Here is a 16,293-nt window from a genome sequence, read left to right as displayed (position 1 = left end):
TCGTAGAAGAACATGACCACCGTAGCGACCATATTTAAAGCATTTCTAGACTACACCCGCTGAAAACTGAAGCGATGAATCCAGACCAAAGGAAAGCCTGGAAAGAAGAAACCCCCGTAGATACGGGGGTTTCAGCCTTGTGTCAATCTATGTTTCCGCGTGTCAAACTATATTGATTAGTGTCAATCTATATTGTTCAAAACCAAGTGTTCAGTCAGCTGTGGATAACTTATTCCACCGTCACCGACTTCGCCAGATTCCGCGGCTGGTCAACGTCAGTGCCTTTCAACACGGCCACGTAGTACGACAGCAACTGCAGCGGAATGGTGTAGAGGATTGGCGACAGGATGTCGTGGATGTGCGGCATGTGGACAACGTGGGTGCCTTCGCCGTTGGTCATGCCAGCCTTCTCGTCTGCGAAGACGATCAACTGGCCGCCACGGGCGCGGACTTCCTGGAGGTTGGATTTCAACTTCTCCAGCAGTTCGTTGTTCGGAGCCACGGTGACCACGGGCATGTCGTTATCCACAAGCGCCAACGGGCCGTGCTTCAGTTCGCCGGCCGGGTAGGCTTCAGCGTGGATGTAGGAGATTTCCTTGAGTTTCAGGGCCCCTTCCATTGCGACCGGGAATTGCGCGCCACGACCGAGGAACAGGGTGTGGTTCTTCTCGGCGAACAGCTCGGCGATTTTCTCTACGGTGCTGTCCATGGCCAAGGCTTCGCCCAGCCGTGTTGGCAGACGACGCAGTTCTTCGACCAGAGTGGCTTCGACGCCTTTGGCCAAGGTGCCGCGAACCTGACCCAGGGACAGGGTCAGCAACAGCAAGCCGACCAATTGGGTGGTGAAGGCTTTGGTGGAGGCCACGCCGATTTCGCGACCGGCCTGGGTCAGCAGGGTCAGGTCGGATTCACGCACCAGCGAGCTGATGCCGACGTTGCAGATCGCCAGGCTGGCGAGGAAGCCCAGTTCCTTGGCGTTGCGCAGGGCAGCCAGGGTATCGGCGGTTTCGCCGGACTGAGAGATAGTGACAAACAGGGTATCCGGCTGCACCACGACTTTGCGGTAGCGGAATTCACTGGCGACTTCGACCTGGCACGGGATACCGGCCAGCTCTTCGAGCCAGTACCGGGCAACCATACCGGCGTGGTAGCTGGTGCCGCAGGCGACGATCTGTACGTTGCGCACTTTGGCGAACAGCTCGGCAGCCTGTGGACCGAACGCCTGCACCAAGACACCGTTCGGGCTCAGACGACCTTCGAGGGTGCGTTGAACCACGGCCGGTTGCTCGTGGATTTCCTTGAGCATGAAGTGGCGGAATTCGCCCTTGTCGGCTGCTTCAGCGCCGTCGCGGTACTGCACGCTTTCGCGCTCGACGGTTTGGCCGTTCACGTCCCAGATGTGCACGCTGTCGCGGCGAATTTCGGCGATATCGCCTTCTTCCAGGTACATGAAACGGTCGGTGACCTGACGCAGGGCCAACTGGTCGGAAGCGAGGAAGTTTTCACCCAGGCCCAGACCGATCACCAGCGGGCTGCCACTGCGCGCTGCCACCAGGCGATCTGGTTGATCGGCGCTGATAACGGCCAGACCATAAGCACCGTGCAGTTCTTTAACGGTGGCTTTGAGGGCCACGGTCAGATCGCGCAGGTCCTTGAGTTTATGGTTCAGCAGGTGTGCGATGACTTCGGTGTCGGTGTCCGAGGTGAACACGTAACCCAAGGCTTTCAGTTGTTCACGCAGGGCTTCGTGGTTCTCGATGATGCCGTTGTGCACCACGGCCAGGTCGCCGGAGAAATGCGGGTGCGCGTTGCGCTCGCACGGCGCACCGTGAGTGGCCCAGCGGGTGTGGGCGATGCCGAGGCGACCGATCAGAGGTTCGGCTTCCAACGCGTTTTCCAGTTCGCTGACCTTGCCCGGACGACGCATGCGCTCGAGCTTTTCGTCGTTGGTGAAGACCGCCACACCGGCGCTGTCATAGCCACGGTACTCCAGGCGCTTGAGGCCCTCGAGCAGGATGGCGGTGATGTTACGTTCTGCGACTGCGCCGACAATTCCACACATGCTATTTCTCCTGACTGACAGCCGCGCAAATCAAATTGATGCCGCGGGCCTGAATCTGATCGCGTGCCGCTAGTGGCAGGCGTTCATCGGTAATGAGGGTATGGACGCTGCTCCAGGGCAGCTCCAGATTAGGAATCTTGCGGCCGATCTTGTCGGCCTCCACCATCACGATCACTTCACGGGCGACGTCAGCCATGACCCGGCTCAGCCCCAGCAATTCATTGAAGGTGGTGGTACCGCGAACCAGGTCTATGCCATCGGCTCCGATGAACAACTGGTCGAAGTCGTAAGAGCGTAGTACCTGCTCGGCGACCTGGCCTTGAAAGGACTCGGAATGCGGGTCCCAGGTGCCACCGGTCATCAACAGCACCGGCTCGTGTTCGAGTTCGCTCAACGCATTGGCAACGTGCAAGGAGTTGGTCATCACCACCAGGCCCGGCTGTTGGCCGAGTTCCGGGATCATGGCGGCGGTGGTGCTGCCGCTGTCGATGATGATCCGTGCATGCTCACGAATCCGCGTAACAGCGGCGCGGGCGATGGCTTGCTTGTATTTGGAAACCGGTTGACCGATGTCGGCGACCAGCTCCTGAGGCATGGTGATCGCTCCGCCGTAACGGCGTAGCAGCAGACCATTACTTTCAAGCGCAGCCAAATCCTTGCGAACCGTAACTTCAGAAGTTTCGAAGCGCTTGGCCAGCTCGTCCACACTGACTTCGCCCTGTTCATTGAGCAAGGCGAGAATGTTGTGGCGGCGTTGGGGTGTATTGCGTTTCGACATGAGCGAGTAAGTTTCGATTCGAAAGATAACGGAAGCAATCAAAACCTATTGGCGAAACTTCGTCAAGTCTGCGCTAGAAAAATTATCTGTGGATAAAAAGCTTCGCGGGCAAGTCGGATCGCCGCCCGCTCGCTCCTAAGGACCGGAGTCGTTCACAAAATTTGTTAACGACATGGATCCTTCAAGAGCGAGTGGGCGGCGATCCGACTTGCCCGCGAAGACAATCTCAAAACCGCCGCAACGCGCTGTGGATAACTCAGCTCTTTTTGATCTTCACCGGCCGTTTCCAGCCATCGATGTTTTTCTGACGTGCCCGACCCACAGCCAACTGCGCGTTATCCACATTCTGCGTGATGGTTGAACCGGCCGCCGTCGTCGCACCGGAAGAGATATCCACAGGCGCCACCAACGAGTTGTTGGAACCGATGAACACGTCTTCACCCAAGACGGTTTTCCACTTGTTGGCGCCATCGTAGTTGCACGTGATGGTGCCCGCGCCAATGTTGGTGCGCGCACCGATCTCGGCATCGCCCAGGTAGGTCAAATGACCGGCCTTGGCGCCTTCACCCAGGTGGGCGTTTTTCAGTTCGACAAAGTTACCCACATGCGCGCGAGCTTCAAGCACCGTACCCGGACGCAGACGTGCGAATGGACCGGCATCGCTACCTTCGCCCAGGATCGCACCTTCGATATGGCTGTTGGCTTTGATCACCACGCCTTTGCGCAGGGTGCTGTCCTTGATCACACAGTTCGGGCCGATCACCACGTCATCTTCAATGATGACCTTGCCTTCGAGGATCACGTTGATATCGATCAGCACGTCTCGGCCGACGGTGACTTCACCGCGTACATCGAAGCGGGCCGGGTCACGCAGGGTCACGCCTTGAGCCATCAAGCGGCGACCGGCGCGCAACTGATAATGACGCTCGAGTTCGGCGAGCTGCTTGCGGTCGTTGGCGCCCTGCACTTCCATGGCGTCATGGGGATGCTCAGTGGCCACCACCAGACCATCGCTGACTGCCATTGCGATCACGTCCGTCAGGTAATACTCGCCTTGGGCATTGTTGTTGGAGAGACGGCTCATCCATCCACCCAGCTGTGCGAAAGGCAGGGCCAGAATGCCGGTGTTGCCTTCGGTGATTGCGCGCTCGGACTCGCTGGCGTCTTTCTGCTCAACGATGGCCGTGACCTTGCCGGCGGCATCGCGGACGATGCGGCCATAACCGGTAGGGTCATCCAGCTCGACGGTGAGCAAGCCCAGTTGCTGCGGGGCCACTTTCTTGAGCAAACGTTGCAGGGTTTCAACTTCGATCAGGGGAACGTCACCGTACAGAATCAATACGGTGTCGGACTCGATGAACGGCACGGCCTGAGCCACCGCATGGCCGGTACCCAGCTGTTGGTCCTGCAGGACGAAATTCAGATCATCCGCCGCCAGACGCTCGCGCACCGCTTCGGCGCCATGGCCAATCACCACGTGGATGCGCTGTGGATCAAGTTGCCGGGCGCTGTGGATAACATGGCCAAGCATCGAGTTGCCGGCGATCGGGTGCAGAACTTTCGGCAACGCCGAACGCATGCGAGTGCCTTGGCCGGCAGCGAGAATAACGATTTCAAGAGACATGACTGGCTACCAATCCTGGGTGGTCAGCGGCTGCGACCAGGTTATGAAAAACGGAAAAGAAAAAAGGGTAGCCGAGGCTACCCTTTTTAATCAATCGCGCAACAAGCAATGGCCTATTAGTGGCCAAACTTCTTGCGGATCTGCTGGACGGTGCGCAGCTGAGCTGCGGCCTCGGCCAGACGTGCGGCAGCAGAACCGTAATCGAATTCCGCGCCCCGCTCATGCAAGGCCTTCTCGGCAGCCTTAACGGCTTCCTGAGCGGAGGCTTCGTCCAGGTCGGCAGCACGTTGCACGGTGTCGGCAAGAACCTTGACCATGTTCGGCTGAACCTCGAGGAAACCACCGGAGATGTAATACACCTCCTCTTCCCCGCCCTGCTTGATCAGGCGGATCGGACCAGGCTTGAGATTAGTGATCAGCGGCGCGTGACCCAAGGCGATACCAAGATCACCCAGTGCACCGTGCGCAACCACCATCTCGACCAGGCCGGAAAAGATTTCCCCTTCCGCGCTGACGATATCGCAATGGACTGTCATAGCCATCTGATTGCCTCAACCTAAATTAGCGCCCGTTGCCGGGCGCCGGGATTACAGTTTCTTGGCTTTCTCGATCGCTTCTTCGATGCCGCCGACCATGTAGAACGCTTGTTCTGGCAGGTGGTCGTAGTCACCGTTGAGGATGCCTTTGAAGCCAGCAATGGTGTCTTTCAGGGAAACGTATTTACCCGAAGCACCGGTGAAGACTTCAGCCACGAAGAACGGCTGCGACAAGAAACGCTGGATCTTACGAGCACGGTTTACCAACTGCTTGTCGGCTTCCGACAGCTCGTCCATACCCAGGATCGCAATGATGTCCTTCAGTTCTTTGTAACGTTGCAGAACATACTGTACGCCGCGAGCGGTGTCGTAGTGGTCCTGGCCGATTACGTTCGGGTCCAGCTGGCGCGAAGTCGAGTCGAGTGGATCGACCGCTGGGTAGATACCCAGGGAAGCGATGTCACGGGACAGAACGACGGTGGCGTCCAAGTGGGCGAAGGTGGTCGCTGGCGACGGGTCAGTCAAGTCATCCGCAGGTACGTATACCGCTTGGATCGAGGTGATCGAACCGTTCTTGGTCGAAGTGATACGCTCTTGCAGAGTACCCATCTCTTCGGCCAGGGTCGGCTGGTAACCTACTGCGGAAGGCATACGGCCCAGCAGTGCGGATACTTCAGTACCGGCCAGGGTGTAACGATAGATGTTGTCGACGAACAGCAGAACGTCGTTACCTTCGTCACGGAACTTCTCGGCCATGGTCAGGCCGGTCAGTGCTACGCGCAGACGGTTACCCGGCGGCTCGTTCATCTGACCGTAAACCAGTGCCACTTTGTCCAGAACGTTGGAATCCTTCATCTCGTGGTAGAAGTCGTTACCCTCACGAGTACGCTCACCCACACCGGCGAACACGGAATAACCGCTGTGCTCGATGGCGATGTTACGGATCAGTTCCATCATGTTTACGGTTTTGCCTACACCGGCACCACCGAACAGACCGACTTTACCACCCTTGGCGAACGGGCAAACCAGGTCGATAACCTTGATGCCGGTTTCCAGCAGGTCGTTGCCGCCCGCTTGTTCAGCGAAGGTTGGCGCAGGACGGTGAATGCCCCAGCGCTCTTCGGTGTCGATCGGGCCAGCTTCGTCGATCGGGTTACCGAGGACGTCCATGATCCGGCCCAGGGTCGCTTTACCGACTGGTACGGAGATGGCTGCGCCAGAGTCGGTGACTTCCAGACCGCGCTTCAAGCCTTCGGTGGAACCCATCGCAATGGTACGAACCACGCCGTCGCCCAGCTGTTGCTGAACTTCGAGGGTGGTTTCAGCCGCGCTCACTACTTTCAGCGCGTTGTAGATGCTCGGTACGCTGTCGCGTGGAAATTCCACGTCGATAACGGCGCCGATGATTTGAACGATACGTCCGCTACTCATAGCTGGATCCTCTGAATATTTGAACCGTTAAACCGCGGCAGCGCCGCCGACGATTTCCGAGATCTCTTGGGTGATCGCAGCCTGACGCGCCTTGTTGTAGACCAGCTGCAAATCGCTGATCAAATCACCGGCGTTGTCGGTAGCGTTCTTCATCGCGATCATCCGCGCAGCTTGTTCAGCCGCGTTGTTCTCGACCACCGCCTGGTAGACCTGCGACTCCACGTAACGGACCATCAAGCCGTCAAGCAGCTCTTTGGCGTCCGGTTCGTACAGATAATCCCAGTGGTGCTTGAGTTCCTGATCCGGGGTTGCCACCAGCGGAATCAACTGCTCCACGGTAGGCGATTGCGTCATGGTGTTAACGAATTTGTTGGACACCACGGACAGGCGGTCAATACGGCCGTCCAGGTAGGCATCCAGCATCACCTTGACGCTGCCGATCAGGTCATTGATCGACGGCTCTTCACCCAGGTGGCTGATAGCTGCTACGACGTTACCGCCGAAGTTGCGGAAGAAAGCCGCACCCTTGCTACCAACAACACACAGATCAATCTCGACGCCGTTTTCGCGGTTTACCGCCATGTCCTTGACCAAAGCCTTGAACAGGTTGGTGTTCAAGCCACCACACAGACCACGGTCACTGCTCACCACGACATAACCGACGCGCTTTACTTCACGGTCGAGCATGAATGGGTGGCGATATTCCGGGTTGGCGTTGGCCAGATGGCCAATAACCTGGCGGATGCGCTCCGCATAAGGACGGCTAGCAGCCATGCGCATTTGTGCCTTGCGCATTTTACTGACCGCCACTTTTTCCATGGCGCTGGTAATCTTTTGCGTGCTTTTGATGCTCGCAATCTTACTGCGAATCTCTTTTGCGCCTGCCATGTAACACCTATCAGGTTAGCAAGCGGGAGCCTTGCGGCTCCCGCTGCGGCTTACCAGGTTTGGGTGGCCTTGAACTTCTCGATACCGGCTTTCATGCCAGCGTCGATTTCGTCATTGAAGTCACCCTTCACGTTGATCTTCGCCATCAAATCGGCGTGATCGCGGTTGAAGAAAGCAATCAGCGCTTGTTCAAAGCTGCCGACCTTGGCGATTTCGACGTCAGTCAGGAACCCACGCTCAGCGGCATACAGCGACAGCGCCATGTCAGCGATCGACATTGGTGCGTATTGCTTCTGCTTCATCAGCTCGGTAACGCGCTGACCATGCTCAAGTTGCTTACGGGTCGCTTCGTCCAGGTCAGAAGCGAACTGGGCGAATGCCGCCAGTTCACGGTACTGAGCCAGAGCGGTACGGATACCACCGGAGAGCTTCTTGATGATCTTGGTCTGAGCGGCACCACCCACACGGGATACCGAAACACCGGCGTTCACAGCAGGACGGATCCCGGAGTTGAACATGGCCGATTCCAGGAAGATCTGACCGTCGGTGATGGAAATCACGTTGGTCGGAACGAACGCGGAAACGTCGCCAGCCTGGGTTTCGATGATCGGCAGTGCGGTCAGGGAACCGGTTTTGCCGGTCACTGCGCCGTTGGTGAACTTCTCTACGTACTCTTCCGAAACGCGGGATGCGCGCTCCAGCAGACGGGAGTGGAGATAGAACACGTCGCCTGGGTAAGCTTCACGGCCTGGTGGACGGCGCAGCAGCAGGGAAATCTGGCGATAAGCCACTGCTTGCTTGGACAGATCGTCATAAACGATCAGCGCGTCTTCACCGCGGTCGCGGAAGAATTCACCCATGGTGCAACCGGAGTACGGTGCCAGGAATTGCAGTGCTGCAGATTCCGAAGCGCTCGCTGCCACGACGATGGTGTTAGCCAGTGCGCCGTTTTCTTCCAGCTTGCGAACCACGTTGGCGATGGTCGATTGCTTCTGACCGATCGCGACGTAGACGCAGAAAATGCCGCTGTCTTTCTGGTTGATGATCGCGTCGATCGCCAGAGCGGTTTTACCGATCTGACGGTCACCGATGATCAGCTCACGCTGGCCACGGCCGACAGGAATCATGGCATCGACAGCCTTGTAGCCAGTCTGTACAGGCTGGTCTACCGACTTACGCCAGATCACGCCTGGAGCAACTTTCTCGACCGCATCGGTCTCGGTGTTGTTCAGCGGACCTTTGCCGTCAACTGGGTTACCCAGTGCGTCGACTACGCGACCCAGCAGTTCCTTACCAACCGGAACTTCGAGGATACGGCCGGTGCACTTGGCGCTCATGCCTTCAGCCAGAGACTGGTAGGAGCCCAATACAACGGCACCTACGGAGTCTTGCTCCAGGTTGAGAGCCATACCGAAGACGCCGCCCGGAAACTCGATCATCTCGCCGTACATGACGTCGGCCAGACCGTGAATCCGCACGATACCGTCAGATACGCTGACGACAGTGCCTTCGTTACGGGCTTGGGAGGTCACATCGAGCTTGTCGATGCGGCCCTTGATAATTTCACTTATTTCGGAAGGATTGAGTTGCTGCATTGCTCTGCTGCCCCTTCAAACTCAAGATTTCAATGCTTCGGCAAGGCTCGCGAGTTTGCCGCGAACCGAGCCATCGATAACCAGGTCGCCGGCGCGGATGACAATGCCCCCAATAAGGGATTTGTCTTCCTCGACTTGCAGGCGCACTTCCCGGTTGAGTCGTGCACTGAGAACCTTGGCGAGTTTGTCTTGCTGTTCTTGGTTCAATGCAAAAGCACTGGTCACTTCAACGTCTACCGACTTCTCTTGTTCAGCCTTGTACAGGTCGAACAGAGCGGATATCTCCGGCAAAAGCGGGAGACGGTCGTTTTCGGCAACGACGTGAATGAAGTTCTGTGCCTTGGCATCAAACTTGTCGCCGCACACGTCAATAAACGTGGCGGCCTTGTTTGCGCTCGTCAGTCGCGGGGCCTTGAGCACGCGCTGCATAGTGCCGTCTTGCGACACTGCTGCAGCCAGGCCGAGCATGGCTGACCAAGAGGCCAGTTGCTGGTGGGCCTGGGCGTGCTCGAAGGCTGCCTTAGCGTAAGGTCGGGCCAACGTGGTCAATTCTGCCATGATCGCCCTCGCTTAAATTTCAGCAGCCAGTTTGTTTACCAGCTCCGCGTGCGCGTTTTGATCGATTGTGGAACCCAGGATCTTCTCGGCGCCAGAGACTGCCAGGCTACCCAATTGGGCACGCAGCGCGTCTTTGACACTGTTCAGTTCCTGCTCGATCTCGGCCTGAGCCTGAACCTTCACACGGTCAGCGTCGATACGGGCTTTTTCAACAGCCTCTTCAACGATCTGGTTACCGCGTTTCTTGGCTTGCTCAATGATTTCGGCTGCCTGAGCTTTTGCTTCGCGCAGTTGCTGACCCGCTTTATCTTGGGCCAGCTCCAGGTCGCGAGCTGCTCGGGCGGCAGCGTCCAGTCCATCCGCGATCTTCTTCTGACGTTCGTGCAAAGCCGCGATGACCGGAGGCCACACGAACTTCATGCAAAACAGTACAAAAATGAAGAACGCAACGGACTGGCCAATCAGGGTTGCATTAATGTTCACGCCAACACCTCGCTCGTTCGTTGCACATCACACCAATTACTCGAAGGTTCGAGTAATTAGCCAGCGAGTTGACCAACGAATGGGTTCGCGAAAGTGAAGAACAGAGCGATACCAACACCGATCATGGTTACGGCGTCGAGCAGACCGGCAACGATGAACATTTTAACTTGCAGCATTGGAACCATTTCTGGCTGACGCGCTGCGCCTTCCAGGAACTTGCCGCCCAACAGGCCGAAACCAATTGCGGTACCCAGTGCGCCCAGGCCGATCAACAGTGCAACAGCGATAGCGGTTAGACCAACTACAGTTTCCATCTTTCCTCCCGACTTTTACGTCGTATGGTTTAGGTTTTTTAGATTTTAAAGCGGTAAAACAAATCGTTTCATAGCCCTGTTCGGGCCCCCACCCGTTTGACCGGATGGGACATCAGACTAGTCGAGACTGGTCTTAATGGTTCTCTTCGTGTGCCATCGACAGGTAGACGATGGTCAGCATCATGAAGATAAACGCCTGCAGGGTGATGATCAGGATGTGGAACACAGCCCACGCCCACTGCAGAACTACGCCCAGGCCGCTAAGCCAGAGCAGACCGCTGCCGAACATCACAGCAATCAGAATGAAGACCAGTTCGCCGGCGTACATGTTGCCGAACAGACGCAGTGCCAACGAGATTGGCTTGGCGATCAGTGTCACGAACTCCAGCAGGAAGTTCACCGGAATCAGCAGGGCTTGAACGAAGATGTTCTTGCTGCCGAACGGGTGCAGGGTCAGTTCGCCGATAAAGCCGCCGATGCCCTTGACCTTGATGCTGTAGAAAATGATCAACGCGAACACCGACAGGGCCATGCCCAGGGTAGCGTTCGGGTCAGTGGTGGATACGGCACGGAATGGAATGTGCGCATCACCAGTGATCAGGATGGCCAGCTGAGGAATCCAGTCGACCGGAATCAGGTCGACGGCGTTCATCAGGAAGACCCAGACGAAGATGGTCAGTGCCAACGGTGCAATCACCGGGCTACGGCCATGGAAGCTGTCTTTCACGCTGCCATCGACGAATTCGACCAATACTTCAACGAAGTTCTGCAAAGCACCAGGCTGACCGGAAGTCGCCTTCTTCGCCGCCATGCGGAAAAGAAGAACGAAGATCAGACCCAACGCGACCGACCAGCCGAGAGTATCGACGTGGAAAGCCCAGAAGCCCATTTCTTTGGCTTCTGCTGCGGTGTGGGCAAAACCCCACCCGCCAGTTGGGTGCTGACCGAAGGTCAGGTTCTGCAAGTGGTGCTGGATATAGCCCGAAGCGGTTGTTTCTGCCATGGTTGCCTCAAACGCCCTAAGGTCTCGAAAGTCTTGTTCTCATCAGCAGGGGCGCGAACCAGCTGACCAGTTGGGTCAACACGAAGACGCCGAATACAGCTAGCGGCGCCAATGGCTTCACACCTGCGAACGTCAATGCAAAGAGCACTGCCGTCAAAATCAGTTTGCCCGCCTCACCGGCATAAAAAGACCGGACGATGGCTTGGGCTGCTCGGGCGCCGGAAAACCGAAATGCCCTGTGAGCGAAATAAACATTGGGCAGCAAAGCTATCAGGCCTCCGCAGAGTCCTGAGTACCCGGCAACGACTCCGTGCCATTGCCAGAGCGCCAAAGCGGCGATCAGCAAAACGACAAACTGAGCCATTAACACCGGAAAAACTGCCAGGCGATGGAACGGCAAGCGGTTTGGCGTGCGGCTTTCCATCACAATTACTCCCCAATGGTCGGCTGCCAGAATTCAATAACTTGGCATAATTTGTGCCGACAAAATGCGCGCAGAGTATAGGGGCGGTTCTGCCCCTATTCAACCGTCAGGTAGTGATTTCCGACTGCACGCTACATGAGGAAATGTTTCAACGAATGTGCGCGAGCACACCTTGAAGCTCATCGAGGGAGTTGTAACCAATAACCAACTGCCCTTTCCCCTTCTTTCCGTGGCGGATCTGCACCGCAGAGCCTAGGCGTTCAGCCAGGCGCTGCTCGAGTCGGGCGATATCAGGGTCCTGTTTAACCGGTTCAGCAGGCTCCTGTTTGCCACTCAACCACTGGCGAACCAGTGCCTCAGTTTGGCGCACCGTCAGCCCTCGTGCGACAACATGTCGCGCCCCTTCAACCTGTTGATTCTCCGGTAAACCGAGCAAAGCACGCGCATGACCCATTTCCAGGTCGCCGTGCGACAGCATGGTTTTGATAACTTCCGGCAACGCGATCAAGCGTAGCAGGTTGGCCACGGTCACGCGGGATTTGCCCACGGCTTCGGCGACTTGTTGCTGAGTCAGCTGGAATTCCTGCTGCAAACGCTGCAAGGCCACGGCTTCTTCGATGGGATTGAGGTCTTCGCGCTGGATGTTCTCGATCAGCGCCATGGCGATCGCGGTTTCATCCGGCACATCGCGAACCATCGCCGGGATGGTTTCCTGGCCAGCCTGCTGGCTGGCGCGCCAGCGGCGTTCACCGGCGATGATTTCAAAGCGACCGCTGCCAATCGGACGCACCACGATCGGCTGCATCACGCCCTGGGCCTTGATCGACTGCGCCAGTTCTTCCAGCGCCTGAGGATCCATGTCCCGTCGCGGCTGGTACTTGCCGCGCTGGATCAGGTCCAGGGGCAGGTGCTGCAGCTCACGCTGATCGGCCTGGACCGCTTGTTCTTCCAGCGAGCTGACAGTCGGACCACTCAGCAGTGCATCCAGTCCACGTCCGAGACCTCGTTTCTTGACGGCCATGGGGATTCCTTAAGTTGCCTGAGCGGCGGCGGTGCGTGAGTTTTTGCGTTGACGACGAACAAGCTCGCCGGCCAACGCCAGATAGGCGATAGCGCCACGCGATGCTTTGTCGTAGGCCAGCGCCGGCATGCCATAGCTAGGTGCTTCGGCCAGACGGATATTGCGCGGGATGACGGTGTCGTACAGCTGCTCGCCGAAGTGTTCCTTGAGCTGCGCCGATACATCGTTCATCAGGCTCAGGCGCGGGTCATACATGGTCCGCAACAGGCCTTCGACTTTCAGATTCGGGTTGAGCAATTCAGCGATGCGCTTGATGTTATCCACAAGGTCGCTCAGACCTTCGAGCGCGAAGTACTCGCACTGCATGGGGATAATTACCCCGTCAGCTGCAACCAACGCGTTCAGCGTCAGCATCGACAACGACGGCGGGCAGTCGATCAAAATGTAATCGTAGTTTTCACGGATCGGCGCCAACGCACTGCGCAGGCGACTTTCCTTCATCTGCATTTCCAGCAGAACCACTTCGGCTGCAGTCAGGTCACGGTTGGCCGGCAACAGCTGGTATCCGCCGTGCTCGGAGTAGTGCATGGCCTCAGCCAGGTCGCACTCGCCGATCAGCAGGTCGTAGACCGAGTTTTCCAGCCCGTGTTTATCCACACCGCTACCCATGGTGGCGTTGCCCTGTGGATCGAGATCGATCAACAGCACCCGGCGCTTGGTAGCGACCAGGGATGCTGCGAGGTTGATGCAGGTGGTGGTTTTACCCACACCACCTTTCTGGTTCGCTATCGCGAATACCTTAGCCATTCTTGCTTGTGTTCCCAATCATGCCGTGCGGCGCAGTATCAGCAGATGGCGTTGGCCTTGGCAACCAGGTACGGCCAGGGCGTGTTCGCTATCGAGGTGGAAGTCTGCCGGCAATGCTACCAGCTCATCAGCCGGATGAACGCCCTTCATTGCCAGCCAGCGTGTATCGGCATCGCCCAAGTGGCGAGTCCAGTTGCTGAAGTTTTCCATGCTGCTGAACGCCCGGGAGATTATCCCGTTGAATGGCTGGGCAGGCTGGAAAGCTTCGACACGACTGTGGATAACTTGCAGGTTATCCAGTTTGAGTTCGAGTTTGACCTGGGTCAGGAAACGGGTTTTCTTGCCGTTGCTGTCCAAACAGGTCACTTGCGACTCTGGAAACAGGATGGCCAACGGAATACCCGGCATGCCGCCGCCGCTGCCAACGTCCAGCCAGCGACCATTCTCGACAAACGACATCACGCTCAAACTATCGAGCAGATGACGGGAGACCATTTCGTCCGGATCGCGCACGGCAGTCAGGTTGTAAGCCTTGTTCCATTTGATCAACAGGGCCAGGTACCCCAGCAGCTGCGCATGCTGGGCTTCTGTCAGCGTGACACCGAGCTGGCGAGCGCCTGTGGATAACTCTTCGGCATGTTGCGAGGTGACCAACGAACTCAAGCGCTTTGCTCCAACTGACGGCCCGCGCCGCGTTTTTTCAAATGAATCATCAACAGCGAAATCGCTGCCGGCGTGACACCCGGGATACGTGACGCCTGGCCCAAAGTCTCTGGACGGGTCGCGCCGAGCTTGCTCTGGATCTCTTTTGAGAGACCGGAAATGTTTGTGTAATCGATATCCACAGGCAGTTTTGTATCTTCGCTGGCCCGCAGGCGAGCGATTTCATCCTGCTGGCGATCGATGTAGCCGGCGTACTTGGTCTTGATTTCGACCTGCTCGGCGACTTGTGGATCTTCCGCGCCCCCACCGGTCACGGCGATCAGACCAGCGTAGTCGATTTCCGGACGGCTCAGCAGGTTGAGCAAATTGTATTCGTGAGTCAGCGGCGTACCGAACTTCTCGGAAATCGTATCGCCCTGCTCAGTGCCCGGGCGGACCCAGGTACTTTTCAGGCGCTGTTCTTCAAGGTCGATGCTTTCGCGTTTCTTGCAGAAGGCCGCCCAACGCGCGTCATCCACCAGACCCAGCTCGCGACCTTTTTCGGTCAGACGCAGGTCGGCGTTGTCTTCACGCAGGATCAGGCGGTACTCGGCACGGGACGTGAACATCCGGTACGGCTCTTGAGTTCCGAGAGTAATCAGGTCGTCGACCAACACCCCGATGTACGCCTCGTCGCGACGCGGGCACCAGGCATCTTTGCCCTGCGCACGCAGAGCCGCGTTGGCGCCAGCCAGCAAACCCTGGGCGCCGGCTTCTTCGTAACCAGTGGTGCCGTTGATTTGCCCGGCGAAAAACAGACCGCCGATGACTTTGGTTTCGAGGCTGTACTTCAGGTCACGCGGGTCGAAGTAGTCGTACTCGATGGCATAGCCAGGACGAACAATGTGCGCGTTTTCCATGCCGCGGATCGATTGCACGATCTGCAGTTGCACGTCGAACGGCAAGGAGGTGGATATCCCGTTCGGGTACAGCTCGTGCGTAGTCAAACCTTCCGGCTCGATGAAGACCTGGTGGCTTTCCTTGTCGGCAAAGCGGTGGATCTTGTCTTCGATCGACGGGCAATACCGCGGGCCGATGCCTTCGATCAGCCCTGCATCGGAATACATCGGAGAACGATCAAGGTTGGCGGCAATGATTTCGTGGGTGCGAGCGTTGGTGTGGGTAATCCAGCAGCTCACCTGTTTCGGATGTTGCTCTTTGGACCCCATGAACGACATCACCGGGATCGGTGTATCACCTGCTTGCTCGGTCATCACCGAGAAATCCACAGAACGACCGTCGATCCGCGGTGGCGTACCGGTTTTCAGGCGACCGACTCGCAGCGGCAATTCACGCAGACGATGAGCCAGGGCGATCGATGGCGGATCGCCGGCACGGCCACCGGAGTAATTCTGCAAGCCGATGTGGATAAGTCCACCGAGGAAGGTGCCAGTAGTCAACACCACGGAATCGGCGAAGAAACGCAGACCCATCTGGGTGACAACACCGCGCACTTGTTCCTGCTCGACGATCAGGTCATCAGCAGCTTGTTGAAATATCCACAGGTTCGGCTGGTTTTCCAAAGCTTCGCGGACAGCGGCCTTGTACAGAACCCGGTCTGCCTGAGCGCGAGTCGCTCGTACGGCCGGACCTTTGCGGCTGTTCAACACGCGAAATTGAATACCACCTTTGTCGGTAGCCATGGCCATCGCGCCGCCGAGGGCATCGATTTCTTTCACCAGATGGCTTTTACCGATCCCACCGATGGCGGGGTTGCAACTCATGGCACCGAGGGTTTCCACGTTATGCGTCAACAACAGGGTTTTTGCACCCATACGTGCTGAGGCCAGTGCTGCCTCGGTACCGGCATGACCGCCGCCGATGACGATCACTTCAAAACGGGAAGGGAAATCCACCACGCACCTCGTGCCTGCTTCAGTTAGGTAATCAGGAATAGTTTGAGCTCAGGTTTCTGGACCTGGTCGACAAGTATAGGGACTTCGCCCTTCCTAAAGAACCCTTTGCACAAAATTTAACCAGCTGTGGAGAAGTCGGGGTTATAGAAATTAAAAAGAGAGAAATTTATTAAATCTTTGTTTTTATGTTTATTTCTACTGAGTCACATTT

Annotated in this window: 16 protein-coding genes; all 16 read right to left on the bottom strand. The window is 57.2% G+C overall.

The features are described 5' to 3' along the window. Positions 1-229 precede the first annotated feature (229 nt). The gene (gene glmS, locus AB4N91_RS26815) at positions 230-2,062 is read right to left on the bottom strand and encodes a glutamine--fructose-6-phosphate transaminase (isomerizing) (RefSeq protein ID WP_010465454.1); all 1,833 of its coding nucleotides are present in this window, start codon (positions 2,060-2,062) and stop codon (positions 230-232) included. A 1-nt stretch (position 2,063) separates the two neighbouring features. Next, a complete protein-coding gene (locus tag AB4N91_RS26810) occupies positions 2,064-2,840 on the bottom strand; it encodes a DeoR/GlpR family DNA-binding transcription regulator (RefSeq protein WP_010465456.1) in 777 nt (258 codons plus the stop codon). Positions 2,841-3,096: 256 nt separating this feature from the next. Beyond that, complete coding sequence (gene glmU, locus AB4N91_RS26805; protein ID WP_311097020.1) at positions 3,097-4,464, bottom strand: bifunctional UDP-N-acetylglucosamine diphosphorylase/glucosamine-1-phosphate N-acetyltransferase GlmU; 1,368 nt, start codon at positions 4,462-4,464, stop codon at positions 3,097-3,099. Between the two features lie 116 nt (positions 4,465-4,580). Continuing rightward, the gene (locus AB4N91_RS26800; RefSeq protein WP_010465460.1) at positions 4,581-5,006 is read right to left on the bottom strand and encodes a F0F1 ATP synthase subunit epsilon; all 426 of its coding nucleotides are present in this window, start codon (positions 5,004-5,006) and stop codon (positions 4,581-4,583) included. A gap of 45 nt (positions 5,007-5,051) precedes the next feature. After that, entirely contained in the window at positions 5,052-6,431 is a 1,380-nt protein-coding gene (gene atpD, locus AB4N91_RS26795; RefSeq protein ID WP_008155715.1) for a F0F1 ATP synthase subunit beta, read from the bottom strand. Between the two features lie 27 nt (positions 6,432-6,458). After that, positions 6,459-7,319: a F0F1 ATP synthase subunit gamma gene (gene atpG / locus AB4N91_RS26790; RefSeq protein ID WP_010465463.1), complete on the bottom strand. Its 861-nt coding sequence runs from the start codon at positions 7,317-7,319 to the stop codon at positions 6,459-6,461. A gap of 50 nt (positions 7,320-7,369) precedes the next feature. Continuing rightward, positions 7,370-8,914 (bottom strand): F0F1 ATP synthase subunit alpha, encoded by a 1,545-nt coding sequence (atpA, locus tag AB4N91_RS26785; protein WP_010465465.1) that lies wholly within the window; start codon positions 8,912-8,914, stop codon positions 7,370-7,372. Between the two features lie 21 nt (positions 8,915-8,935). After that, entirely contained in the window at positions 8,936-9,472 is a 537-nt protein-coding gene (locus AB4N91_RS26780; protein WP_010465467.1) for a F0F1 ATP synthase subunit delta, read from the bottom strand. 12 nt (positions 9,473-9,484) lie between these two features. After that, positions 9,485-9,955, bottom strand: a complete 471-nt coding sequence (locus AB4N91_RS26775) for a F0F1 ATP synthase subunit B (protein WP_007948090.1) — start codon at positions 9,953-9,955, stop codon at positions 9,485-9,487. Positions 9,956-10,011: 56 nt separating this feature from the next. After that, positions 10,012-10,269: a F0F1 ATP synthase subunit C gene (gene atpE, locus AB4N91_RS26770; protein ID WP_002555987.1), complete on the bottom strand. Its 258-nt coding sequence runs from the start codon at positions 10,267-10,269 to the stop codon at positions 10,012-10,014. Between the two features lie 133 nt (positions 10,270-10,402). After that, positions 10,403-11,272: a F0F1 ATP synthase subunit A gene (atpB, locus tag AB4N91_RS26765; RefSeq protein ID WP_010465471.1), complete on the bottom strand. Its 870-nt coding sequence runs from the start codon at positions 11,270-11,272 to the stop codon at positions 10,403-10,405. 16 nt (positions 11,273-11,288) lie between these two features. After that, positions 11,289-11,696 (bottom strand): F0F1 ATP synthase subunit I, encoded by a 408-nt coding sequence (locus AB4N91_RS26760; RefSeq protein ID WP_010465473.1) that lies wholly within the window; start codon positions 11,694-11,696, stop codon positions 11,289-11,291. Positions 11,697-11,844: 148 nt separating this feature from the next. Then, positions 11,845-12,717 (bottom strand): ParB/RepB/Spo0J family partition protein, encoded by an 873-nt coding sequence (locus AB4N91_RS26755; protein WP_077748853.1) that lies wholly within the window; start codon positions 12,715-12,717, stop codon positions 11,845-11,847. A gap of 9 nt (positions 12,718-12,726) precedes the next feature. Then, entirely contained in the window at positions 12,727-13,524 is a 798-nt protein-coding gene (locus AB4N91_RS26750; RefSeq protein ID WP_010465477.1) for a ParA family protein, read from the bottom strand. Between the two features lie 18 nt (positions 13,525-13,542). Beyond that, a complete protein-coding gene (rsmG, locus tag AB4N91_RS26745) occupies positions 13,543-14,187 on the bottom strand; it encodes a 16S rRNA (guanine(527)-N(7))-methyltransferase RsmG (RefSeq protein ID WP_102594524.1) in 645 nt (214 codons plus the stop codon). Continuing rightward, entirely contained in the window at positions 14,184-16,082 is a 1,899-nt protein-coding gene (gene mnmG / locus AB4N91_RS26740) for a tRNA uridine-5-carboxymethylaminomethyl(34) synthesis enzyme MnmG (protein ID WP_083375399.1), read from the bottom strand. The genes rsmG and mnmG overlap by 4 nt, the downstream gene beginning before the upstream one ends. Positions 16,083-16,293: the final 211 nt, after the last annotated feature.

This window comes from Pseudomonas sp. H3_D04 (genome assembly GCF_054669175.1).
This window is presented reverse-complemented; position numbering and strand designations above follow the sequence as displayed.

What these genes read in the sequence shown, in the direction of transcription:
- atpD (WP_008155715.1), bottom strand. Translation starts at nt 6,431, where the DNA reads ATGAGTAGCGGACGTATCGTTCAAATCATCGGCGCCGTTATCGACGTG.
- AB4N91_RS26800 (WP_010465460.1), bottom strand. Translation starts at nt 5,006, where the DNA reads ATGGCTATGACAGTCCATTGCGATATCGTCAGCGCGGAAGGGGAAATC.
- AB4N91_RS26750 (WP_010465477.1), bottom strand. Translation starts at nt 13,524, where the DNA reads ATGGCTAAGGTATTCGCGATAGCGAACCAGAAAGGTGGTGTGGGTAAA.
- AB4N91_RS26760 (WP_010465473.1), bottom strand. Translation starts at nt 11,696, where the DNA reads ATGGAAAGCCGCACGCCAAACCGCTTGCCGTTCCATCGCCTGGCAGTT.
- AB4N91_RS26755 (WP_077748853.1), bottom strand. Translation starts at nt 12,717, where the DNA reads ATGGCCGTCAAGAAACGAGGTCTCGGACGTGGACTGGATGCACTGCTG.
- glmS (WP_010465454.1), bottom strand. Translation starts at nt 2,062, where the DNA reads ATGTGTGGAATTGTCGGCGCAGTCGCAGAACGTAACATCACCGCCATC.
- atpE (WP_002555987.1), bottom strand. Translation starts at nt 10,269, where the DNA reads ATGGAAACTGTAGTTGGTCTAACCGCTATCGCTGTTGCACTGTTGATC.
- AB4N91_RS26780 (WP_010465467.1), bottom strand. Translation starts at nt 9,472, where the DNA reads ATGGCAGAATTGACCACGTTGGCCCGACCTTACGCTAAGGCAGCCTTC.
- atpB (WP_010465471.1), bottom strand. Translation starts at nt 11,272, where the DNA reads ATGGCAGAAACAACCGCTTCGGGCTATATCCAGCACCACTTGCAGAAC.
- glmU (WP_311097020.1), bottom strand. Translation starts at nt 4,464, where the DNA reads ATGTCTCTTGAAATCGTTATTCTCGCTGCCGGCCAAGGCACTCGCATG.
- AB4N91_RS26810 (WP_010465456.1), bottom strand. Translation starts at nt 2,840, where the DNA reads ATGTCGAAACGCAATACACCCCAACGCCGCCACAACATTCTCGCCTTG.
- atpG (WP_010465463.1), bottom strand. Translation starts at nt 7,319, where the DNA reads ATGGCAGGCGCAAAAGAGATTCGCAGTAAGATTGCGAGCATCAAAAGC.
- atpA (WP_010465465.1), bottom strand. Translation starts at nt 8,914, where the DNA reads ATGCAGCAACTCAATCCTTCCGAAATAAGTGAAATTATCAAGGGCCGC.